A 22,642-nucleotide genomic window follows, 5' to 3' on the forward strand; every position below is an offset into this window, starting at 1 on the left:
AGATATGAAGAAAGAAGAAATTCCGAAAATATTAGCTGAAATCAGGCAGGCAGTTGGAGAAAGTATAGACTTAAGTAATGATACTGTTGATGAAGAAATCAAAAAGATTATTACTGAGATTGTATTCAGGAAGACCGAAAAACATTACATACCAATATCTGAAAAAATTAGCCTGGTGAATAATGTTTTTAATTCTTTGAGACGCCTCGATATTCTCCAGCCATTAATTGAAGATAATAGCATAACAGAGATCATGATAAATGGAACCAATAACATTTTTATTGAAAAGGAGGGTAAAATAGTTGAAACTGAATTGAGGTTTGAAAGCAAGGAAAGGCTGGAAGATGTTATACAATCTGTTGTTTCAAAAAGCAATAGAATTGTAAATGAATATTCTCCCATAGTAGATGTAAGACTGAAAGATGGGTCGAGAGTGAACGTTGTGCTTCAGCCGGTAGCAATTAACGGGCCTATTATGACTATCAGGAAATTTCCTGAAAAACCAATGACTATGGATGATTTAATAAGATTAGGCTGTTTAACGGAAGAAGCTGCAGAGGTTCTTGAAGCCATGGTAAAGGCTAAGTATAATATTTTCATTTGCGGTGGTACAAGTTCGGGAAAGACAACATTCTTAAATGCCCTTTCAGATTTCATACCTAAAGATGAAAGAATTATTACTATTGAGGACTCAGCTGAACTTCAGATAACCGGGGTAAAAAATCTGGTCAGATTGGAAACCAGAAATGCTAATACGGAAGATAAAGGCAGGATTACAATGAGGGATTTGATAAGAACATCCTTAAGAATGCGGCCGGAAAGAATAATTGTAGGGGAAGTAAGAGGAGCAGAAGCACTGGATATGCTTCAGGCTATGAATACCGGACATGACGGGTCATTGTCCACAGGCCATGGGAACTCTCCCCAGGATATGCTGAGCAGGCTTGAAACAATGGTGTTATATGCAGCGCCCTTACCACTTGAAGCAATAAGGCAGCAGATAGCATCCTCCATAGATATTATTATTCATTTATCCAGATTAAGAGACCGTTCAAGAAGAGTTATGGAAATTACCGAAATAAAAGGGTATAAAAACCGACAGATATTTTTAAATCCTCTGTTTATATTTGAAGAAGAAAATGAGGACGGAGAAGGTAGCACGGGAGAAAAAGTTATTGGAAAATTAAAAAGAACAAGCAACCCTTTGTTGAACGAAACCAAATTTAAACTGGCGGGAATATCCTGTAAAGTATAAGAAAGAATGGGATAATTCTTCCATGGCGTAATATAGGTCTCTTTAGAAAAATTAAGTATTAAGAAAGGAACAGATATCTGGAATGATTGATTATAATCAGTATATCATGTCCGTAAGAGAAAAAATCTTTTATGTAATTACTGCAGCTATTGTTATATTTGTAATTGGATTAATATTTTACAGAAACTGTTTAATAGCCTTGTTACTATGTCCATTAGCATTGTTTTATCCGGAAATAAAAAGAAAAGAAATAATAAAAAGAAGAAAGGCAGAATTAAGTATTCAATTTAAAGATATGTTATATTCTCTTTCTTCATCACTTTCAGCGGGTAAATCTGTAGAACTGGCCATAAAGGATATAGTAAATGATCTTGAAATCATATATCCTGAGGCTGATGCCTATATTAATCAGGAAATAAAATGGATGATAAGAAACTTGGAGATGAACCAGCCAATAGAGCTTCTTTTTCATGATTTTGCCCAAAGGAGCGGAATAGATGATATTTATAATTTTTCTGAAGTTTTTTCTGTCGCTAATCGTGCCGGAGGAAATCTAATAGAAGTAATAAAAAATACCTCAAGTATAATCAATGACAAAATAGAAATACAGCAGGAAATTGACATCATGCTGGCAGAAAAGAAGTTTGAACAAAGAATTCTTAACATTATTCCCATACTGATTATCCTCTTGCTTTCCATATATGCTGAAGACTATATAAAACCTGTATTTTATACATTACCTGGCAGAATAGTAATGACCATATGCCTTCTGTTGTTTATTGCGGCTTTTTTAATTTCAAAAAAAATTTCAGATATAAGGGTGTAGGAAAGCAATGAAATTTATCCTGGCAATTTATACATTAAGCATTTTTTTATTATACTTTTTTTCAAGAAAAAAATATTCCCGGCATATTGCAGTTCTTGACTCTAAACAATATCCACTAAAAGATTTTCTTGTGATCGGTTTGCATATTATTGATCTGGTAAAGTATAAATTTAATAAATCTTATGACAGGATACTTTACAGTAAGTTTACCGAGCTTTCCGGATTAAAGGATGCCAGATATTATGTTAAAATTCACCTGGCAAATAAAATTATCCTCTTATTGTTTTGTATAGAGTTTATACTTTTTGTCGGAAGTTTTGCATCCCTTGATAAAGGATTCTGGATTTTTGCATGTTCTTTGATATTAAGCGTATTATACTTTACGGATTATGAGCTGAACCGCCGTATAAATGAGAGGCGTACAGCCATACAGATTGATTTTCCTGATTTCCTTAACAGATTAATATTGCTGATAAATGCCGGCATGACAATATCGAGAGCGTGGGAGAAAGTGGTAACTGAAAATAATAAACCAGGTCCTCTAAAAGATGAATTAAGGAGAGTATTGGCAGAGATAAGAAGTGGCAAGCCTGAGATCAGGGCTTATATTGATTTTGCAAAACGATGCAAGACCCCGGAAATAACGAGGTTTGTGTCAGTAATGATTCAGAATATTAAAAAAGGCAATTCTGAGCTGGTTTCTATTTTAAGGGTTCAGTCTAATGACTGCTGGCAAATGAGAAAAAATACAGCAAAAAAATTAGGGGAGGAAGCATCCACAAAAATGATATTTCCATTAATGCTTATGTTTGCCGCCATATTAGCCATTGTGACGACGCCTGCTATTTTATCTTTAGGCCAGATGATTTGATAATGATGTTACTTGGCAGAATTGCTTTTTTTATTATATTTAATTTTATTAGTAATTTAAGGGAGGAGAAAAATGTTTACACTTCTGAAAAATTTCCTTAAGGAGGAAGATGGTTTGGGCACGGTGGAAATTGTAGTAATTATTGCAGTATTGGTAGGTATTGCTCTTATTTTCCGGGACGCAATAATTAAATTTGCCACGGGAATTATGGAAGGGGTATTTGGTAATGAGACAATTTTTGATGATATAAACAGTGGTAATATAAGAAACCAAAACCCTATAAACTGATCAATTGGTTAAATATTCACGAGGGAGGTGGCTGCACTTTATGGAGTTCCTAAAGGATGTGTACCATGTATTTTATGAATACGGTGTATCCTCAAGCTACCTAATACTAGAATCAAGCCAAGCAACCAAAGTTAAGAATTATCAGGTTGAAATGATAGCAAGAAACAAGGTGGAAAACATTCTGCCTTTAGATATCAGATTTAATAATGAAAGTACCAGCTTGTACTACAACATTACTTCACAGCTTCAGTTATCCCAGCTTTTGAAAAGAAGAAAGATAAGCATGGATGAACTTATAAAAATACTATGGAGTATTGGAAAGACGCTGATAGGTTCTAAAGAATTTCTTCTTAATGAGAATAATTTTGTTCTAAATGAAGACTACATATTTATTAATCCTGCAAATTTGCAGGTTTCACTTGTATACCTGCCTGTTGACATGGAAGGAGATATTTTGCAGGAGTACAAAGATTTTATATTAAGAATGATACTAGATATTGCGGACATAGATGAAGGTGCCTGCGACAATTATCTTCATAAAATCCTCATGTCTGTCAAATCTGAAACCTTTAATATAAAAAATTTTACCAATATGCTGGAGCATATGACAGCTATGAAAAGTGGCCCCTGTACAGAAAATGAAAGTATAACAGAACCAGATCAGTATATTTACGTACAGGAGGATGACAGAGGATTTGGAAATGGTAGTGGTAATGAAGGTAGCAAGGGTAAGAATGATAATAGCAAAAATGACAAGGATAAGAATTGCGAGGATAAAAGAAGAAATACCAAACTTATAGTTTTTATGGCCATAATTGCAATACAGGTCGCTGCAATAGTGATAGTTTTTATTAATAAATATGTTGTCTTGCCCAGTGAAAATAACTCATGGAATACATACTTTGGAGTTGCATTAGTTATTGGTGCGGTGAATTTTGTATTGTTAAGGAGAATATGGGTTTCAGGTTCTGAAAAGCAAGTAAATATACCTTCTCCAAAAGCAGAACCTGATAAAAACAGTTTTAAGGAGGAAAAATATTGGAATGAAATTGAAAATATGGATATGAAAATAGATTTAGAAAAACAAAGAGGTTTAGATATGGAAAAAGTAAAATTAAACCATAATGATACAGTATTGTTATCTTCCAATGAAAATCATCCCTTTTTAAAAGGAGCAAATAAGGACAATAATGAGTTGATATTTATTTCAAAAGGAGATTTTCTTATCGGAAGATTAAAGGGATATGTAGACCATGTTATAAGTAATGAGGCCATAGGAAAAATTCATGCTCAGATTATATGTCTGGAAAATCAGTATTACATAAAAGACCTTAATTCTGTGAATGGCACTTATATAAATAATGTAAGGATTGAAAGCAATAAGGAATATAAGATTTTTAACGGAGACAGAATTACTTTGGCAAATGAGGATTACATATTTATTAATCCTACACTTTTTGAAGCAGGCTAGAAAAAGCAGACATCCAATAACTGTAAAATTATACTGGTACTGCTACCAGGGTTTTGGATTTTAATATCATTATTATTAAAAAAATTAATCAGGATATAAATAAATTTAATAACCTGATTAATTTTTTTAATAAATTCCTGCTGAATAATATTGACAGCTGAGGAGAATAATAATATTATAAATATAGTAATTAATATTATTAATGTAAAAATTATGATTATTAACATTCTGGCAATAATTAATTAAATTTTTTAAGAGGTGATTTCATGTATTTAGAAGTTCCCGGAAAATGCCCCATATGTAATGCGAACATTGATATTACCAGAATAACCTGCAGGGATTGCAGAACAACTATTGAAGGGCGATTCCAACTATGCAAGTTTTGTAAACTTACCCCTGAACAAAAGAATTTCATAGATGTTTTTATCAAATGCGGAGGAAATATTAAAGAAGTGGAAAGGGAATTAGGAGTATCCTATCCTACAGTAAAAAACAGACTGGAAAATGTTGCTGCAGCGCTTGGACATAAAGCTTCAGAGGTTATGCCTGATGACGAAACCAACAGAAAAGAAATTCTTGAGAAAATCAGTAATAAAGAGATCAGCGTAGAAGAAGCTATTGAATTATTAAGGGGTCAATAATATCTTTATGAGTTTAAGGAGGGAGAATACTTATGTCATTGAATGAAGAAAGAATGTTTGTACTTAAGATGCTTGAAGAAGGGAAAATTAACAGCGAGGAAGCAGCGAGGCTTATCCAGGCTTTAGAAGCTGGCTCTCAGAAATCATCTTATCAGGAAAACTCCAGGCAATCAAAACAACCAAACTTTTATGATGAAATCTCAAAATTGGGCGATAAAATAAACCAGTGGAAAAAAGATTTTAAGAAAATGTATAACGAAAAGGAATTTGACAAAGTAATGGAGGAATTTGGAAACAAGGTAGAAAAGATAGGGAAAACAGTTGCTTCAACTACGTTTAATGCAGTTGAAAGAATGATTGAATTTGTTGGCAGTTTCGTTGACACAAACACTTTCAACATTTTTGGGAGTTATAAAGTAGTTGAAAGGCAATTTGAAGTACCTGCTGAAGAAGGAATGGATATTAATATAACCGGTATAAATGGCAATATACATCTTAAAAAGCATCAGGATGATAAAATTTCAATAAGATCGAAAGTAAGAAGTCCGCAAAATGATGCAGATGAAATATTAGTCTTCAGCACAGAAAATGATTCAGTAAATCTATCCCTGAGTAAAGATTCGGGTATTAGTGTTTCCCATGAGATATTTGTACCAGCCATCAGATTTAAAAAGATTACTTTAAACACCAGAAACGGGAAGATTTATGTTGAAGATTCACTGTCTGATTATCTGAATGTTAATACTAAAAACGGTCCCATTGATCTGGCAGGTGTGACTTGCAATGAATTATCTGCAAGCACTAAGAATGGTAAAGTTCAAATTGGGTATGTGATAGCAAAAAATATTGACATTAATACCAGTAATTCAATTATTGATATTAAAAATGTTAAAGCTGCCATACTTAAAGCCCTTACAACCAATGGCAAAATCTTTATAGAAAATGCTCAAAATTATCAGGATACGCCTCAGTTAGACATGAATTTGAAAACTACTAACGGAGGCATAAAGGTTAATATGAACGACATGGACAACAAGGGGTACAAAGTTAAAGCTCAAACCGGTTTAGGTTCCGTTAGCCTGTTGATACCTGAAATGACATACAATACTGTGACTAAAAGGGGAACAGACGGAACATTTATTGAAGCTGAGAGCAAAAACTATGAACAATATGCTGAAAGGGTATACGTGAATGCTGAAACCATGAATGGGGACATTGAAGTTGTAAAATAGCAACCTAAGCACGGGGACAGTTCTTTTGGAAGCACGGGGACGGTTCTTTTGCTTCCGCTTTTTTGGAAGCAAAAGAACCGTCCCCGTGCTCCCCCCGTGCTTCTTCATTCATCATTAAAACTTCCGCCTGCAAGCTTTTCTGCCTGATCTGACGTAATTAATGCATTGATGATTTCATCAAGATCTCCGTCAAGAATGGAGTCTATTTTGTATAAAGTTAAACCAATTCTGTGGTCTGTAACTCTTCCCTGAGGGAAGTTATAAGTTCTTATTCTTTCGCTTCTGTCACCGGTACCAATCTGGCTTTTTCTCTCCTGGGCAATTTCAGAATGCTTAGCTTGCTGTGCCATTTCATAAAGTTTTGATCTTAAAATTTTCATTGCTTTATCTTTGTTTTTATGCTGAGATCTTTCGTCCTGGCATTTTACCACAATACCTGTAGGTATATGTGTAATCCTGATAGCTGAGTCGGTCTTATTTACATGCTGTCCTCCGGCTCCTCCTGCGCGGAAAGTATCTATCTGGAGGTCTGCCGGATTTATTTCTACATCAACTTCTTCCACCTCGGGAAGGACAGCAACAGTAACAGTGGAAGTGTGGATTCTTCCTCCCGCTTCGGTAACCGGTATTCTTTGAACCCTGTGAACTCCGCTTTCATATTTGAGCTTGCTGTAAGCACCTTTGCCATCAATGGAAAAAACTATTTCCTTAAAGCCTCCTATTTCTGTAGGATTGGAGTCTAATACCTCTAATTTCCAGTGGCTTCGCTCTGCATACATGGAGTACATTCTGAAGAGATCCCCGGCAAACAAGGCTGCTTCATCTCCCCCAGCTCCTCCGCGGATTTCCATTATTACACTTCTCTCATCATTAGGATCTTTGGGCATAAGGAGCAACCTTAACTCGTTAGTGATTTTTTCCAACTTCTTCTTTCCTTCTTCAAGCTCCATTTCCGCCAGTTCATGAAACTCCTTATCTTCTTTGTTCTCAAGGAGTTCCCTGGCATCCTGGATATCTTTATTTACCTTTTTGTACTCTCTGTATTTGGTAACTATTTCTTCAAGCTCAGAAAATTCTTTCATTAATTTTTTATATTCATCCTGATTCTCTATTACTAAAGGATCACTTAACTTGTGACTTATTTCTTCATATCTGTTTTCTGCAGCATCAAGCTTGTCAAACATTATTACACCTCAAATTCATAAATTATAAATTAATAATATAATAAAATAATATACATGGTTATTTTGGCGATTATCGAAGATATTATAGCATAAAACATTTTTGTTATCTATAAAACTAATATTATCTCTTCTTTTTGAATACTCATAACAATAGCAATATTAACTTCTGTATCATTTAGCCAGGTGATGTCTTTTGGAACATCTTATAAGAGTTACTGTTTATGGGTTGATTTCAGGTATAATAGGCACGGGGCTTGGTGGAATAATTGCGTTCTTTATAGGTAATGCCAGCAACCGCATACTGAGCTTTATTATTGAATTTTCAGCAGGAATAATGACTTCGGTGGTATGTTTTGAACTTATTCCTGAGGCCTTTGATCTTGGAGGAGTATATCCTGTTTTTATTGGATTGGTTTCAGGTGTAGCTGCTATTATATTAATTGAAGATTTTATTAAAAAATCTGACCTTATGGCAGGAAAATATAAGAATAGCAGTTTGTTGAAGGCTGGAATGCTAATGGCTATAGGAATAGCATTACATAACCTCCCTGAAGGATTCGCAGTGGGATCGGGATTTGAAGCTTCTACAAGGCTGGGATTTACAATAACAGGTGTAATTGTTATCCATGATATCCCGGAAGGAATTGCCATGGCTGTTCCAATGAGAGCAGGAGGAGTTTCAAAATTAAAAACTTTTGTCTACACTCTTTTGTCTGGAGTACCAATGGGAATTGGGGCTTTTATAGGGGCTGCGTTAGGGAATATATCCAGCCATATGATTGCAGCCTGTCTCAGTTTTGCAGGAGGAGCTATGCTTTATATTGTTTTGGGAGAAATGATACCTGAGTCAAAAAGAATTTATTTAGGAAGACTATCTTCGGTTGGGAACATTATTGGCATAATTTGTGGTATAATAATTTCAAAATATAACAGTTGATTTGACATATACTATGTATACTGATTGCATAATATTTGTAATTTAATATATTTGCATCTGGAGAATATGTAATTGCGAAATTTATGTTTTTTGAGGCAACCAAGATGAAAACAGAAATAATAAAACTCTATGCTGACAATATTGATATGGACAAGCTAAGATATGCTGCACAGGTCATACGGGATGGAGGACTTGTAGCTTTTCCTACAGAAACTGTTTACGGTTTGGGAGCAAATGCACTAAATGAAGAAGCGGTAAGAAAAACTTTTGAAGTAAAAGGAAGGCCGCCAGACAACCCTCTTATTGCACACATAGCGTGTAAGGATGATATAAAGATAGTATCCAAGGTTGCTTTGGAAGGATATGTTAAAAAATTAACAGACGAGTTCTGGCCGGGCCCTTTAACTCTTATAATGGAGAAAACGGACAGAGTACCCTACATAACTACAGCAGGTTTGGACACAGTTGCGGTAAGAATGCCTTCCCATCCGGTTGCCATGGCTTTAATCAAAGAGTCCGGAGTACCTATAAGTGCTCCAAGCGCAAACTCTTCAGGTAAGCCTAGTCCCACAAGAGCAGAACATGTAATAAAGGATTTGTCGGGGAAAATTGATGTAATAATAGATTCTGGAGAAACAACAGTTGGTCTTGAATCTACGGTGCTGGACATAACCACCTGGCCGCCTGTGATACTTCGGCCTGGTGGAATAACACCTTCACAGCTTTCAAGGGTATTGGGAACAGTAGAGATAGATCCAGCGATAACGGCAAAGGGAAGCGGGAATACTAATTATACTCCCAAATCTCCCGGTTTAAAATATAAGCATTATTCTCCTGAAGCAGAAGTAATCGTTATTGAAGGAAGACCTTCAGCTGTAGCTGGGGAAATTATCAGGATGGCAAAGCATTATATTGAAAAAGGTTTAAAAGTTGGAATTATGGCCACTGAACAGACTAAAAATTTCTATTATGACGACGACATAATTTGCCAAAATACTGAAATTATTTTACTTGGAGACAGGGAAAAACCCGAAACTATAGCTGCAAATTTATTCCGGGCTTTAAGGGAGTTTGATAACCGCAGGGTAAAAGTAGTACTTGCAGAAGCTGTTGAAAGCACAGGAATAGGACTTGCAATAATGAATAGATTAAATAAGGCAGCAGGTTATAATATTATTAATGTAGGGTGGTAAGAATGAAAAAAATATTGTTTGTCTGTACAGGTAATACTTGCAGAAGTCCTATGGCTCAGGAATTTTTTAATGATATTGTACAAAAGAGTCATGATCTTGAAAATAGTTTTTCTGCAATATCAGCAGGAATAGCTGCTTTTGAGGGTGCACCTGCAAGCACTAATGCCATAAAAGTTTTACAGGAAGAATGGGATATTGATCTGAGCAAACATGGTGCCACATTAATAAACCGTGACATTATATCAGACGCATATTTAGTACTTACAATGTCCAGTGAACATAAAGATTATTTACTCTATAAATATCCGGAATTCGAAAATAAAATATTTACCTTGAAAGAATTTGTCTATGATAATATAATAAATAAGAATAAATTTGAATATGATTACAACCTGAATATTAGTGATCCCTTTGGCAAGTCTATTGATGAGTATAAAAAATGTGCGGTAGAAATAAAAGAAGCTGTTGAAAAGCTGATTTCTATCCTAAAAACTAGTAGTTTTAGCTGACAGGTTAATCCAAATAATAATCAAAATCAGCAAATTTTTTTGACATTATTCTACTGTTACTATAGAATATTTTTGGAGGAGAAGACTATGATAGCTATTGGCAGTGACCATGCAGGTTACAGGTTAAAAACAGAGATTATAAAGTATTTAAAAGAGAATAATTACGAAGTTAAAGATTTTGGAACCAATGATGATTGTTGTTCGGTGGACTATCCCGATTTTGGAGAGATGGTTGCTAAAGCTGTAAGCAGCGGAGAGTGTGAAAAGGGAATAATTATATGTGGGACAGGTATAGGCATATCAATTACTGCTAACAAGGTTCCCGGTATCAGAGCTGCTCTCTGCACTGATACATATATGGCAAAAATGAGCCGTGAACACAATGATGCAAATATCCTTGCTTTAGGAGAAAGGGTTATTGGTGTTGGCGTTGCCTTGGATATTGTCGAAGCCTGGCTAAAGACAGAGTTTCAAGGTGGAAGACATCAAAGAAGAATTGATAAGATGACGGCTATTGATAGAAAATATTCCAGAACAGGAGAATAAAATTATGAAGAATGTTTTCGTATTTGATCATCCTTTAATACAACATAAAGTATCTTTGCTCAGAGATAAAAATACAAATACAAAAGAGTTCAGAGAACTGGTTGCTGAAGTATCTATGCTTATGGGCTATGAAGTAACACGTGATTTACCTTTAAAAGAGATAGAGGTTGAAACACCTGTTGGTATTGCTAAAACAAAAGTAATATCAGGGAAAAAACTGGGCCTGGTGCCTGTATTAAGAGCCGGCCTGGGTATGGTAAGCGGCATGCTTGACTTGGTTCCAATGGCAAAGGTTGGACATATAGGACTTTATAGGGATCCTGAAACTCTACAACCTGTAGAGTATTATTGTAAGCTCCCCACTGATGTTGAGGAAAGAGACATAGTAGTTTTAGATCCAATGCTTGCAACAGGTGGTTCCGCTTCAGCTGCAATAAGCTTCCTGAAAAAAAGAGGAGTGAAAAACATTAAGCTCATGTGCATTATTGCTGCTAATGCGGGTATAGAAAGAATTAATAAAGATCATCCTGACGTAGCAATATATTGTGCTGCTGTTGATAAAGAGTTAAATGATCATGCTTATATAGTACCGGGACTCGGAGATGCAGGAGACAGGCTTTTTGGCACAAAATAGATTTCGGTAATTTACACTGGGGGAAAATGTATGAGGCCTTCATGGGATGAATACTTTATGGAGATTGTTGAAATAGTTAAGACACGCTCAACTTGTTTAAGACGACAGGTAGGTGCCATAATAGTAAAGGATAAACGAATTCTTGCCAGTGGATATAACGGGGCTCCGGTTGGATGTAAGCATTGTTCAGAGGTTGGTTGTATTAGAGAAAAATTACAGGTACCCTCCGGTCAAAGACATGAGCTTTGCAGGGCAACACATGCTGAACAAAATGCAATTGTTCAGGCTGCCTATTCAGGAACCAGCGTTAAGGGAGGCATAATGTACATAACTCATCAACCCTGCGTTATGTGTGCGAAAATGATAATTAATGCAGGCATAAGTAAAATTGTATTCAAGGGTGAATATCCTGATGAGTTAGCAATGAGCCTTTTACAAGAAGCTGGTGTCAGGGTAGTTAAAGTGTAGTTGTATGCAATAATGTTTAACGGGGTATAATGTATACTAAAAATGTATACTAAAAGTATACCCTTTACTTTACAAAAGAAGGTGCTTTAATTTGTATATAGAGTATTTAATTTCTATTATTCTTGCATTTATAGTATCTTTTTCAGCTACACCTGTAGCTAAAAAGATTGCTTTTAAAATAGGTGCGGTTGATTATCCCAAAGATGCCAGACGCATTCATAATAAACCAATTGCGCTTTTTGGTGGCGCTGCAATTATAACTGGTTTTTTAATAACTATTTTTTATAACTTAATAGTAGAGACTGATATTTTTATACCTGACCGCAGACTTTGGGGACTGCTGGCGGGTGTTGTTATTATAGTTATAATGGGCATTATTGATGACATAAAACATATTGGAGCAAAAACAAAATTACTGTTCCAGATTCTTGCAGCTATAACTGTTGTTTTGATATCCGATACAAAAATTTCCGTATTTACAAATCCTTTTTCAGAACAGGGCTATATAGAATTAAGTGATTATATTTCTTATCCTTTAACAATATTGTGGATAGTAGGGATAACCAATGCTATTAATCTGATTGACGGGCTTGACGGGCTGGCAGCAGGAGTATCCTCAATATCTTCGTTGTCACTGTTTTTCGTTTCTGTTCTTGGTGTATCTTTGGAACCAGGGCATAACATATCCATATTAACTGCTGCTCTTGCAGGTGCTACCCTGGGATTCTTGCCCTTTAACTTCAACCCTGCTAAAATATTCATGGGTGAGACAGGTTCAGCTTTTCTCGGATTTACTCTTGGTGTAATATCCATACAGGGTATGCTTAAATCCTATGCTACCATATCTATAGTAATACCTCTTCTGGTCCTCGGTCTTCCTATATTTGATACTGCTTTGGCAATAATAAGACGGCTGATTAACGGAAAACCGGTTATGACTGCGGACAGGGGACATCTGCATCATAAATTGATAGATATGGGGCTGAGCCAGAAACAGTCGGTAATGATTTTGTATCTTGCAAGCGCTGCTCTGGGTTTAGGTGCTATAGTACTTGCAAATAAAGGTGCTCTAAGTGCTGTAATTCTTCTTATTACCATATCGGCATTTGTGATTGGCGGAGCCCGGTATATGAGTGAAATTTCAAACGATGTTTATGAGGAAAACAATAAGGATCAAAAAGGTTCTGCCAGCAATGAAAGGTTAAGAGAAAAGCTTATTGACAAAGTTGATCAGAATAAAAACACTTCAAAGATAGTTATTAAAGATATGAAGAAGCTTGAGAATCCTTAAATGAGAATAATATACAATGTTAAAATATATTTAATGCGCTTAATATCTTAATACAATGTTAAGTCATAAATAATTTAGAAAAAATTATATTATTTTAGGAGCAGAAAATTGAAGAAGATTAAAGTTATGACAATATTCGGCACCAGGCCTGATGCTGTTAAAATGGCACCCTTGGTGAAGGAAATAGGTAAACATGACCAAATAGAATCTGTTGTATGCGTAACGGCCCAACATAGAAGCATGCTGGACCAGGTACTAAACATATTCAGGATAGATCCTCAGTTTGACTTAAATATTATGCAGGAAAGGCAATCCTTAGAGTACATAACTATCAAGGCTCTTGAGGGTTTGAGCAAAGTCCTTGAAGAAACAAAACCTGATATAGTGCTTGTTCATGGAGACACATCCACGTGTTTTGTAGCAAGTCTTGCAGCTTTTTATAAGAAGATAGAAATTGGCCACGTAGAAGCAGGGTTAAGAACTTTTGATAAATATTTTCCATTTCCTGAAGAAATGAACAGAAGGCTGGCAGGTGTATTATCAGACTTACATTTTGCTCCTACTCTTTCAAATAAGAAAAACCTTATTAATGAAGGAATAAAAGAAGACAAAATATTTATTACGGGAAATACTGTTATAGATGCTTTAAAAACTACTGTAAGAAAAGACTATATCTTTCAGAATGCTACTCTCCAAAAAATTGATTTTTCTAAATCCCGTATTTTAACTGTTACAGCCCACCGAAGAGAAAATCTTGGTGAGCCTTTGGTTAACATTTGCAAAGCACTCTATGACCTGGCGGAGAAATATGACGATGTGGAAATAGTATATGCTGTTCACTTAAATCCAGCAGTACAGGAAACCGCAAGGAGTATTCTTGGATCTCACAGAAGAGTTCATTTAATAGATCCTCTTGATCTGGAAGATATGCATAACCTGATGGACAGGTCCTACTTTATATTAACTGATTCCGGTGGTATTCAGGAAGAAGCCCCGGCTCTTGGGAAACCTGTATTGGTGCTCAGAAATGAAACTGAGAGGCCGGAGGCTGTGGAGAGAGGTACGGTAAAATTAGCAGGTACCAACCGTGAAAAGATTTTCAATATGGCCTGCCAACTGCTGGAAGATGAAAATGAATATAACAAAATGGCAAGGGCAATTAACCCATACGGTGATGGAAGAGCCTCAGAACGTATAGTTAATGCCTTGCTTTATAGATTTGGAATAATTGATAAAAGACCTGAGGATTTTGTTTCGTGAAGGTTTTTATTTAACCAGAACTTTAAACCAAAGGATAAAAGGCTTTTAATGACAAAGCAATGCTTCGTGGATTCTATGCAAAGAAGAACAGTCCCTGTGCTTTCATCATTATATCTCTCTTCTGCCTTCCAGGGCTTTGGCCAATGTAATCTCATCAGCATATTCAAGATCGCCGCCAACAGGTATGCCATGGGCGATTCTTGTAGTTTTTATTCCAAGGGGTTTGAGAAGCTTTGATATATACATTGCAGTTGCCTCACCCTCGATATTTGGGTTTGTTGCCAGAATAACCTCTTTTACATTTGGATTATCTTTAAGCCTTAAGAGCAGCTCTTTTATTTTTATATCTTCAGGACCAATTCCTGCCATAGGTGAAATTGCTCCATGCAGCACATGATATAGCCCTTTAAATTCCCTGGTGCGTTCCATAGCTACAACATCCCTTGGGTCCTCAACCACACAAATAACTGACGGATCTCTTTTTTTATTACTGCATATACTGCATATGTCAGAGTCCGTCAGGTTACAGCACACGGAACAGTATTTCGTTTTAATTTTTGCTTCCCTTATTGCATTTGATAGACTTAAAGCTCTTTCCTCCGAAAGATTCAGAATATGAAAAGCCAGCCTCTGAGCGGTCTTGTGCCCGATTCCGGGCAGCTTTTCAAATTCTTCAATGAGCTTGGCAACAGGAGATGCATAAAAATCCATATGTGATAACCGCCATTCTATAATTATCTAAAACATGCCAGGCAGGTTTCCTAATCCGCCTGTGATTTTACTCATTTCTGAGTTTGCCAGTTCATCAGCTTTTCTTAATGCTTCATTTACTGCAGCAAGGATAAGGTCCTGCAGCATTTCAACATCTTCAGGATCGACAACTTCAGGTTTTATTGCGATCTCTTTGATTTCTTTCTTACCTGTTGCAACTACTGTTACAGCACCGCCGCCTGCAGTTACTTCTACAGTTTTATTCTCCAATTCTTCCTGAAGTCTGGCCATATCTTTTTGCATTTTTTGTGCCTGTTTCATTAACTGATTAATATTTCCTCCGCCAAAACCGGAGAATCCGCCTCGTGCCATTATACTACCTCCTGATAATGAATAAATCAACAACAATATTATATGCAATGGAACAATTATATTCAAGAATGTATTACATTATGTCCTTATCCATCAATTATATTAATTTTGTCTACCGGGATCTTGAGCTTTTCTGACACTTCTTTAATTTTTTCCTGATAATGATCATCCTTATCATGTTTTTCTTTCTTTTCAAGCTTTTTTTCATAATCATCCTGGTCGAGCAGTTTTATTCTGATTTCTTTTTCCAAGCCTTTACTCAGTAAATTACTTATTGCCTGCAGGTTTTCATGAGTATTTACGGCATTTTTTAAAGAAGATTTGTCCCTTGGGAATACTATACCAATAGTACTGCCGTCTAGTTTAACTGCTTTTGTATCCAGCAGGTGAGTATATAGAAATACTTTTCCAAGGCTGAATAATTGCTTAATTATACTGTTCCACACCTCAGATAAATTTTCAGAAATATTGGAATCATGGCTAGGTTTTAAATCTTCTTTATCATTTTCCAAAGAAGCAGCTTTTTTCCCGCTACTTTTTCTGCTATTTTTTGGTGAAACGGTTTTTTCCTGTATATCTTGTGGTATATGATTCTCATGTGATTCATGAGGCAATTTTTCAGAGCGAAGTTTAATAGTTAATTCTTCAACCTTTTTTTCCAGCTCGGATATTCTTCTAAGCAAGATATTATTTCTGTCATTACTGTCCTCCGGTAAAGCATTACCTGCTTTTAAACTCTCATTTGTTTTCTTAGTCATATTATTAAAATTATTTTCTGAGTCAAAAGAATAATCAAGTCCCTGGCAAATTTTTATTAAGGAAACTTCAAGTATAATTCTGGGATTGTTAGCCCACTTTAATCTTCCTTCCAGGGAAGAGAGTTCTTGTATTATGGCAGATATCTCATTAACAGAGTAATTTTGGGACTGCCTTTTCAATTTTTCCAGGGCTTCTGGGTATGTTTCGATTATATGCTCCGGATTATCCGAAACAGAACAAATAAGCATGTTTCTGTAGTAGCTGATAAGGTCAGATACAAACCGGGCTATATTTAAACCTTCCTGAACTAATTTATCCAGGTTTGTCAACAGTTTTTCCACGTTCTTATCAATTATATAATCAACTATATCTGAAATAAATGTATCAGCGGCAATTCCTACAACTGACATAACAAGCTTATAGGTAATTTCCTTATTACCGGTTGAAATACATTGGTCCAACAGACTTATAGCATCCCTGAGAGCTCCGTCGGATAAACGGGCAATAAGTCTTGCTGCATCTTTATTGAGAACAAGATTATTAGCTTCTGCTATCAACATTAACCTTTTTATAATGCTGTCTATAGTAATTCTTCTGAAATCAAACCTCTGACAGCGGGACAATATTGTTGCGGGAAGTTTGTGAGGTTCTGTAGTTGCAAGAATAAACACAACATGTTGGGGAGGTTCTTCAAGGGTTTTTAACAGAGCATTAAAGGCACCTGTAGAAAGCATATGTACTTCATCTATAATATACACTTTATATCTTGCCCGTGAAGGCGTATATACTACTTCATCCCTGATTTCTCTAACATTGTCAACACTGTTGTTTGAAGCAGCGTCGATTTCCACAACATCCAGCAAGGTGCCGGAAAGTATGGCAGTACAAATTTCACACTGATTGCAGGGATCACCATCTTTAGGATTAAGGCAGTTAATTGCCCTTGAAAATATATGCGCCATGGTGGTTTTGCCGGTGCCTCTTGTTCCGCAGAAAAGATAAGCATGAGCAATCCTGCCGGTTTTAACGCTGTTTTTCAGGGTTTGCACCACATGCTCCTGTTCAACTACATCCTCAAAAACAAGAGGTCTCCATTTTCTATAAAGAGCAATGTAAGACATAATGATCCTCGCTTCCTAAGATCCAAAACTTTACAGCAATAACCTTTACCACTATAATCTCCAGCTGATTGCTAAGTTATGTGGTAATTCAAATTATACACTATTGAATTAGTAATTTGAATAAAATAATATGATTATTTGAACGTTCAGGCTGGATTTAATTATAATTGGCCGTGCACCCATTTTTGACTTCTAACCATAAGCGTTACCAGTACAGTTAACTCGAACCAGGCAACCTTACGGCACATAGAAATGATTGCTTACCGTTGCTTCCTTCCGGACCTGGCGGGGTTCACAAGTTTCTATTGCGTAAGACCCGGCTTTCATTGCCACTTATAAAGGGCAGACCCTACAGTTAGCAAGCCGAGAATGGGGATTCAACCCTGCTATAGCGGATTTCAGGTTCAGGGTGCCGCTACCTCCCCGTCTAGCACGACCAAAGATTGATAAACAAACTTATTAAAATTACTTAATTATTATAAACAATTATACTAATTATATCAAGGCAAATTCAATTTTTACTCATGGCAATTTTTGTAAGTATAAATATCATTAAGTATCAAAATAAGCAAAAAAAATAAAGCACTTTAATTATAATTTAAGAATAATTCCAGATAAATAATATAAGTGCTTTAAAATAATAAAAATCAAATAAACTAAAAAATCTATATTAAAAGGAGGAACAAAAATGAAAAAATTAGTATTATTGGCTGTGGTATATATATTATACCACATATTTCTATTTATAATATTAAGTTAAGATTACAAATATAAACAAATAATGAACATTTAATAATTATTGTCATGATCCATTAATTTGTGATTTCGTTTTTTCGAAGATTCAGACATAGCTGTTTGCATTGTTGCCTGATTTTCTATTAAACTATAAGAAAATGAAGAATACTTATCCAAAACTTTTCTATCATGTTCACTTAAAGTAGTTATATCAGATTTTATTTCTTTTTTCAAGAGACCACTTCCATTCAAAAATAATTTATTTACATTAATTTGCCCTGATAAAATAAAATTATCCAATTATTTTTTATTCTGAAATTACCTGCCGGTTTTATACTTCGACAAGCATACCTTATTTTCATTTGCTTTTGCCAAAATTTGCAGGTATTATATAAGAAGATAGGGGTATCAACTATTATGTATGAATACAGGCAAAAGGAGGAGAATAACTTGAGGAAAGTACGCAAAGCTATCATTCCGGCTGCAGGACTTGGAACCAGATTCTTACCTGCAACAAAGGCTCAGCCTAAGGAAATGCTTCCAATAGTGGACAAGCCTACAATCCAGTATATTATAGAAGAAGCTATAGCTTCCGGGATAGAAGATATAATTATTGTTACAGGAAGAGGGAAAAGAGCTATAGAAGATCATTTTGATAAATCTTACGAGTTGGAGGATATTCTTAACAGAAAAGGTGAAAAACACTTGCTTGAGCTGGTACAGGATATATCCAATCTTGTGAACATATACTACATAAGACAGAAAGAGCCACGGGGATTAGGACACGCAATATATTGCACTAAAACCTTTATAGGAGATGAACCTTTTGCTGTATTGTTGGGAGATGATATAGTAGATTCCGAAGTACCTTGTCTTAAACAAATGTTAGAAGTTTATGAGAAATATGATACTTCTGTTGTGGGAGTGCAGAAAGTTCCCAAAGAAGATGTTTCAAAATATGGCATAGTAGATTGTATTGAAGTTGAGGAAAGAGTTTATAAGATATCAGATATGGTAGAGAAACCTGATAAGGATAATGCTCCTTCGGATATTGCCATATTGGGCAGGTACATAATAAGCCCCAAAATTTTTGAATACCTGGAAAATGCTGAACCCGGAAAAGGGGGAGAAATCCAGCTTACAGATGCTTTGAGAAGTCTATTGAAAGATGAAGAAATGTATGCCTATAATTTTATTGGTAAAAGATATGATGTAGGTAATAAGTTAGGATTTTTGGAAGCCAATGTTGAATTTGCCCTAAAGAGGGAAGACTTAAGAGAGGATTTTTCAAGGTATTTAAAACAATTAACCAATAAGTTTAACACCTCAATATAGGCGAAATATACCGGAACATAAAAGAACCAGGTGCCTTTTCAAGAAGAGTGAGAGGGAGTGCACCTGGTTTTAATTTTTCTTACAATACACTTGAAACCAGCTGGTTACAATCAATTAACGGCTAATTAACTGCTATAAATCTACAAATCATAATATAGGCTTGAACTCGTATATAACCCGGTTGCCTTTTACCGTAACAAGCACATACTTAACCTGATCCGCATTGTCAGGCTTAAGGTCTTCAATATCAAATCCTGCTGTAGATATATATTTTATACCTCTTTCCATATAGCTTTCATTCTTTTGTCCTTTAAAAAATACCCATATATTCTTTAGAGTTTTTTTCCTGTATTCAGTAAGGGTTTCTTTAAAAAGACCAGCTTCTAAATTATCATTAAAATAGTTAGGAGAGGACTCAAGGAAAATCATAATATTATTGCCATTAAAGCTTTCCAGTTGGTCATAAAGCCAGAACCATTGTTCCGGGTCGGTTGCTCTTAAACCTCCTTTGCTGGTATCCAGCCTGATGAATCTGGTACTTTCTATATCTACGGAGGCATATCCGGAACCTGATGGCAGAAGAGGTTTTTCTATAGCGAGAGATGCTTCCTGCGAATAATTTCCTACAAAGACTCCATAATCAATGTATTTATTGATTTTCTCATTTAACCTGGCCACAAGTATGTTTTCCAGCAGGTTGCAGGTATTCCGTGATTGACCGAAAACTGAAAATCTGAAAGAACCAGGGGTTGCCTGATATATTTCACTTACATTATCTTCATCTATATACACTGTATCCTCAGGTATTTCAATGAAATCTGTCTGTGGTGTTATGGAGTATACAAGATTAAGGTTGTCAAAGAAAATGCTACCAGAATCAGCAATAGGGTGTACCTTTGCAATATAGAGTCTTGTAAGCAATGCAGGAGAATTAATATTATCCAAGGAAGCTTCTACATATTTCCATCCTGTCCAATCCATATTTTGAGACAGGCTAACCAGGTGCTTTTTACCAGAAGAATCAATAATTTCTGCGCGGAGCCAGTTAGAATTAATGCTGCTGTTATATACCCATACTCCTATTTTTGATATTCTGGGCTCAAGAGGTATTCCATCATTTGAGAAGACCAGGTATGCAGCCTGGGTTTCTTCAGATTCAGTAAAATTGTAAGCCAGACGTCCTGAATAATTTCCAGTACGTACATGCTCAGAAGAAAGTTCATATTCTCCGGTAACATAACTAGGATAAGAAATGAATGAACCATTTAAGTTCTCAAAATAATCGGCGATTATATTCTCTTCAGAAATTACCGTCAATGCGCAATAGGAATGAATATTACCTATGGAAGCACTGATATATCCTGTTCCAGGTTTTTTTGCAGTAAATATTCCATTATTAAACTCACCTAAGTCATCAGTCACAAACCAGTTAACATCTTCTGGTGAAATTTTAGCTTTAAATCCGTTCTTGTTAAAACCAGTGATGTTAATTTTCTGAGTCTGGTTAGTAGATAGCTTAATTTCTTTCCGTTCCAGTACCAATTTTACGGGTGAACTTAAGGAACTAATATTGGCAGAGACAGAAATATCTCCTACTCTTGCTGTAACTGTACCTTCACCAACAGATTGCGGATATAATACATTATCCTTAAAATTACCTGATATACCTGAAACACTCCAGCTTACCAGAGAAGGGTCAACGGAAACAGGATTGAAATATTTATCATATCCCTTCACCGTAAATGCCCTGGAAGTATTTACAAAAACATTCTCATCTTCCGATTCGATAACCAGGCCGGCCAATGGTCCAGGAGGAGCAATTGAAAAGATGCCGATGGCTGTGGATATAGTTCTGACAATACCATCTGAAGGACTGTTGAGAACTTTCAGGTTATTTGATCCAAGGGGCCTTCCAACCATAGTAGTTGAACCTCCCCCGTCAAAATTTATAGCATTATAAGCACCCAGGTCAAGCATGAGGCGTGCTGTTTCAAGCTGAGTCAAACCTATACTGCTGTTCTGCCTGCCATCAACAGTAACCAGTATTAATTGCTTTCCGTCTTTAGAGGTACCAATGGCAGTTCTCGGCTGACGTTTAGAAATATAGGGCAAATCGAATGAAAACTTATCTGGTATCTTACCGTCTTTAACCAGTATTGAACTTCCCGTAACTGACATTTTATAGTTATTCCAGTCAGGTGTTGTAGTAATGCTTAACTCAACATCATCACCAGGCTTAAAACATTCCATGAGCCTGATTCCGCCTTGTTCCCTTGTTACCACCACATATCCGTTTTCCGGCATGGGAATGGGTGGCTGGCCCTGGCGGAATTCAACTACTTTGCCTTCAATTACAACCATTTCAACTATATCAGGGTATTCCTCGCTGGCACCAATTGAAGTATCACTCCATCTACGGTCAATAACCGTATAATCTTTATACTGAACTCTACTTGGTTTGTTAAATTGCCCGACAGCTATTGGCTCACCCTCCGGAACCAGCAGAGAAATACTGCTTTTCCAAAAGTCATAAAAAGCATTATTAAAACTATCCAGGGAAAAGGATGCCATATAATTCCCATACAGGTTGTATTCACTGGTAGACGAAATAATCTTGCCTGACTCAACTATAGGACCGTCTGGATAACCGGTTCCATTTCCTGTAGGAGTAAAGAAACTGGCATTTATAGCAGCCACTGCTCCTCTTGATTCAGCCAGAGTCTTTGTGGAAGTTAACTTATTAAGAGAATCGGTATTTGCTAATGTGTCAATTTCAATGTTTTCATTTGATAAGTCCACTCGTATTACATTAATATTCAGCCATCCTTCAACAGTGAAGCGGGTTATGTTTTCATAGGTAACTCCTGATGTAATTGTTTGATAATTAACTGTTTCATAAATGACACGGAAATCAGATTCCGCATATGCAGGGACAATAAGAGTCCAAAACAAAAGTAATAATGATAAAATAATAGTTATAGTTCTTTTTCTTCTGTAATTCAT

21 protein-coding genes and 1 other RNA gene are annotated in these 22,642 nt (G+C 35.8%); 16 read left to right on the forward strand and 6 right to left on the reverse strand.

Going from position 1 to position 22,642, the window contains the following annotated elements:
- Positions 1-4 precede the first annotated feature (4 nt).
- The 7 genes from GXX20_04290 to GXX20_04320 all read left to right on the forward strand — a co-directional run bounded on the left by GXX20_04290 (position 5) and on the right by GXX20_04320 (position 6,584).
- Positions 5-1,255 (forward strand): CpaF family protein, encoded by a 1,251-nt coding sequence (locus GXX20_04290; protein ID HHW30883.1) that lies wholly within the window; start codon positions 5-7, stop codon positions 1,253-1,255.
- A gap of 82 nt (positions 1,256-1,337) precedes the next feature.
- Positions 1,338-2,081, forward strand: a complete 744-nt coding sequence (locus GXX20_04295) for a pilus assembly protein TadB (GenBank protein HHW30884.1) — start codon at positions 1,338-1,340, stop codon at positions 2,079-2,081.
- 7 nt (positions 2,082-2,088) lie between these two features.
- A complete protein-coding gene (locus GXX20_04300; protein HHW30885.1) occupies positions 2,089-2,952 on the forward strand; it encodes a type II secretion system F family protein in 864 nt (287 codons plus the stop codon).
- A 72-nt stretch (positions 2,953-3,024) separates the two neighbouring features.
- Positions 3,025-3,240 carry a hypothetical protein gene (locus GXX20_04305; protein HHW30886.1) on the forward strand — a complete coding sequence of 72 codons (216 nt, stop codon included), beginning with the start codon at positions 3,025-3,027 and terminating at the stop codon, positions 3,238-3,240.
- 40 nt (positions 3,241-3,280) lie between these two features.
- Positions 3,281-4,711, forward strand: a complete 1,431-nt coding sequence (locus GXX20_04310) for an FHA domain-containing protein (GenBank protein HHW30887.1) — start codon at positions 3,281-3,283, stop codon at positions 4,709-4,711.
- A 266-nt stretch (positions 4,712-4,977) separates the two neighbouring features.
- A complete protein-coding gene (locus GXX20_04315; protein HHW30888.1) occupies positions 4,978-5,352 on the forward strand; it encodes a DUF2089 domain-containing protein in 375 nt (124 codons plus the stop codon).
- Between the two features lie 32 nt (positions 5,353-5,384).
- Positions 5,385-6,584: a DUF4097 domain-containing protein gene (locus GXX20_04320; GenBank protein ID HHW30889.1), complete on the forward strand. Its 1,200-nt coding sequence runs from the start codon at positions 5,385-5,387 to the stop codon at positions 6,582-6,584.
- Positions 6,585-6,688: 104 nt separating this feature from the next.
- On the opposite strand, the gene prfA is transcribed toward GXX20_04320, so the two are convergent.
- Complete coding sequence (gene prfA, locus GXX20_04325) at positions 6,689-7,768, reverse strand: peptide chain release factor 1 (protein ID HHW30890.1); 1,080 nt, start codon at positions 7,766-7,768, stop codon at positions 6,689-6,691.
- Positions 7,769-7,961: 193 nt separating this feature from the next.
- On the opposite strand from prfA, the gene GXX20_04330 reads away from it, so the two are divergent.
- From GXX20_04330 to wecB, 8 genes are all read left to right on the forward strand, one after another.
- Positions 7,962-8,705, forward strand: a complete 744-nt coding sequence (locus tag GXX20_04330; protein HHW30891.1) for a ZIP family metal transporter — start codon at positions 7,962-7,964, stop codon at positions 8,703-8,705.
- Between the two features lie 104 nt (positions 8,706-8,809).
- Positions 8,810-9,898 (forward strand): threonylcarbamoyl-AMP synthase, encoded by a 1,089-nt coding sequence (locus tag GXX20_04335; GenBank protein ID HHW30892.1) that lies wholly within the window; start codon positions 8,810-8,812, stop codon positions 9,896-9,898.
- Positions 9,899-9,900: 2 nt separating this feature from the next.
- Positions 9,901-10,407, forward strand: a complete 507-nt coding sequence (locus GXX20_04340) for a low molecular weight protein arginine phosphatase (protein ID HHW30893.1) — start codon at positions 9,901-9,903, stop codon at positions 10,405-10,407.
- An 87-nt stretch (positions 10,408-10,494) separates the two neighbouring features.
- Positions 10,495-10,953: a ribose 5-phosphate isomerase B gene (gene rpiB, locus GXX20_04345; GenBank protein ID HHW30894.1), complete on the forward strand. Its 459-nt coding sequence runs from the start codon at positions 10,495-10,497 to the stop codon at positions 10,951-10,953.
- Between the two features lie 4 nt (positions 10,954-10,957).
- Positions 10,958-11,587 (forward strand): uracil phosphoribosyltransferase, encoded by a 630-nt coding sequence (upp, locus tag GXX20_04350; GenBank protein ID HHW30895.1) that lies wholly within the window; start codon positions 10,958-10,960, stop codon positions 11,585-11,587.
- A 30-nt stretch (positions 11,588-11,617) separates the two neighbouring features.
- The gene (locus GXX20_04355; GenBank protein HHW30896.1) at positions 11,618-12,055 is read left to right on the forward strand and encodes a cytidine deaminase; all 438 of its coding nucleotides are present in this window, start codon (positions 11,618-11,620) and stop codon (positions 12,053-12,055) included.
- Positions 12,056-12,146: 91 nt separating this feature from the next.
- Complete coding sequence (locus GXX20_04360; protein HHW30897.1) at positions 12,147-13,346, forward strand: undecaprenyl/decaprenyl-phosphate alpha-N-acetylglucosaminyl 1-phosphate transferase; 1,200 nt, start codon at positions 12,147-12,149, stop codon at positions 13,344-13,346.
- Between the two features lie 126 nt (positions 13,347-13,472).
- Entirely contained in the window at positions 13,473-14,606 is a 1,134-nt protein-coding gene (wecB, locus tag GXX20_04365; protein HHW30898.1) for a UDP-N-acetylglucosamine 2-epimerase (non-hydrolyzing), read from the forward strand.
- Between the two features lie 108 nt (positions 14,607-14,714).
- Here the strand turns inward: wecB and recR are convergent, their stop codons facing one another.
- The 4 genes from recR to ffs form a co-directional block, all read right to left on the reverse strand.
- Positions 14,715-15,317, reverse strand: coding sequence for a recombination protein RecR (recR, locus tag GXX20_04370; protein HHW30899.1), 603 nt, complete (start codon positions 15,315-15,317; stop codon positions 14,715-14,717).
- Positions 15,318-15,344: 27 nt separating this feature from the next.
- Complete coding sequence (locus GXX20_04375) at positions 15,345-15,689, reverse strand: YbaB/EbfC family nucleoid-associated protein (GenBank protein ID HHW30900.1); 345 nt, start codon at positions 15,687-15,689, stop codon at positions 15,345-15,347.
- An 86-nt stretch (positions 15,690-15,775) separates the two neighbouring features.
- Positions 15,776-17,569, reverse strand: a complete 1,794-nt coding sequence (gene dnaX / locus GXX20_04380; protein HHW30901.1) for a DNA polymerase III subunit gamma/tau — start codon at positions 17,567-17,569, stop codon at positions 15,776-15,778.
- Positions 17,570-17,740: 171 nt separating this feature from the next.
- Positions 17,741-18,005: signal recognition particle sRNA large type (gene ffs, locus GXX20_04385), an RNA gene on the reverse strand.
- 716 nt (positions 18,006-18,721) lie between these two features.
- Between ffs and galU the strand changes: the two genes are divergently transcribed.
- Positions 18,722-19,639 carry a UTP--glucose-1-phosphate uridylyltransferase GalU gene (gene galU / locus GXX20_04390; protein ID HHW30902.1) on the forward strand — a complete coding sequence of 306 codons (918 nt, stop codon included), beginning with the start codon at positions 18,722-18,724 and terminating at the stop codon, positions 19,637-19,639.
- A gap of 147 nt (positions 19,640-19,786) precedes the next feature.
- On the opposite strand, the gene GXX20_04395 is transcribed toward galU, so the two are convergent.
- Positions 19,787-22,642 carry a phosphodiester glycosidase family protein gene (locus GXX20_04395; protein HHW30903.1) on the reverse strand — a complete coding sequence of 952 codons (2,856 nt, stop codon included), beginning with the start codon at positions 22,640-22,642 and terminating at the stop codon, positions 19,787-19,789.

This window comes from Clostridiaceae bacterium (assembly GCA_012840395.1).
GTDB lineage: Bacteria > Bacillota > Clostridia > Acetivibrionales > DULL01 > DULL01.

Coding starts and splice junctions, on each gene's coding strand:
- GXX20_04290 (HHW30883.1), top strand. CDS start 5: ATGAAGAAAGAAGAAATTCCGAAAATATTAGCTGAAATCAGGCAGGCA.
- GXX20_04295 (HHW30884.1), top strand. CDS start 1,338: ATGATTGATTATAATCAGTATATCATGTCCGTAAGAGAAAAAATCTTT.
- GXX20_04300 (HHW30885.1), top strand. CDS start 2,089: ATGAAATTTATCCTGGCAATTTATACATTAAGCATTTTTTTATTATAC.
- GXX20_04305 (HHW30886.1), top strand. CDS start 3,025: ATGTTTACACTTCTGAAAAATTTCCTTAAGGAGGAAGATGGTTTGGGC.
- GXX20_04310 (HHW30887.1), top strand. CDS start 3,281: ATGGAGTTCCTAAAGGATGTGTACCATGTATTTTATGAATACGGTGTA.
- GXX20_04315 (HHW30888.1), top strand. CDS start 4,978: ATGTATTTAGAAGTTCCCGGAAAATGCCCCATATGTAATGCGAACATT.
- GXX20_04320 (HHW30889.1), top strand. CDS start 5,385: ATGTCATTGAATGAAGAAAGAATGTTTGTACTTAAGATGCTTGAAGAA.
- prfA (HHW30890.1), bottom strand. CDS start 7,768: ATGTTTGACAAGCTTGATGCTGCAGAAAACAGATATGAAGAAATAAGT.
- GXX20_04335 (HHW30892.1), top strand. CDS start 8,810: ATGAAAACAGAAATAATAAAACTCTATGCTGACAATATTGATATGGAC.
- GXX20_04340 (HHW30893.1), top strand. CDS start 9,901: ATGAAAAAAATATTGTTTGTCTGTACAGGTAATACTTGCAGAAGTCCT.
- rpiB (HHW30894.1), top strand. CDS start 10,495: ATGATAGCTATTGGCAGTGACCATGCAGGTTACAGGTTAAAAACAGAG.
- upp (HHW30895.1), top strand. CDS start 10,958: ATGAAGAATGTTTTCGTATTTGATCATCCTTTAATACAACATAAAGTA.
- GXX20_04355 (HHW30896.1), top strand. CDS start 11,618: ATGAGGCCTTCATGGGATGAATACTTTATGGAGATTGTTGAAATAGTT.
- wecB (HHW30898.1), top strand. CDS start 13,473: ATGACAATATTCGGCACCAGGCCTGATGCTGTTAAAATGGCACCCTTG.
- recR (HHW30899.1), bottom strand. CDS start 15,317: ATGGATTTTTATGCATCTCCTGTTGCCAAGCTCATTGAAGAATTTGAA.
- GXX20_04375 (HHW30900.1), bottom strand. CDS start 15,689: ATGGCACGAGGCGGATTCTCCGGTTTTGGCGGAGGAAATATTAATCAG.
- dnaX (HHW30901.1), bottom strand. CDS start 17,569: ATGTCTTACATTGCTCTTTATAGAAAATGGAGACCTCTTGTTTTTGAG.
- galU (HHW30902.1), top strand. CDS start 18,722: ATGTATGAATACAGGCAAAAGGAGGAGAATAACTTGAGGAAAGTACGC.
- GXX20_04395 (HHW30903.1), bottom strand. CDS start 22,642: ATGAATTACAGAAGAAAAAGAACTATAACTATTATTTTATCATTATTA.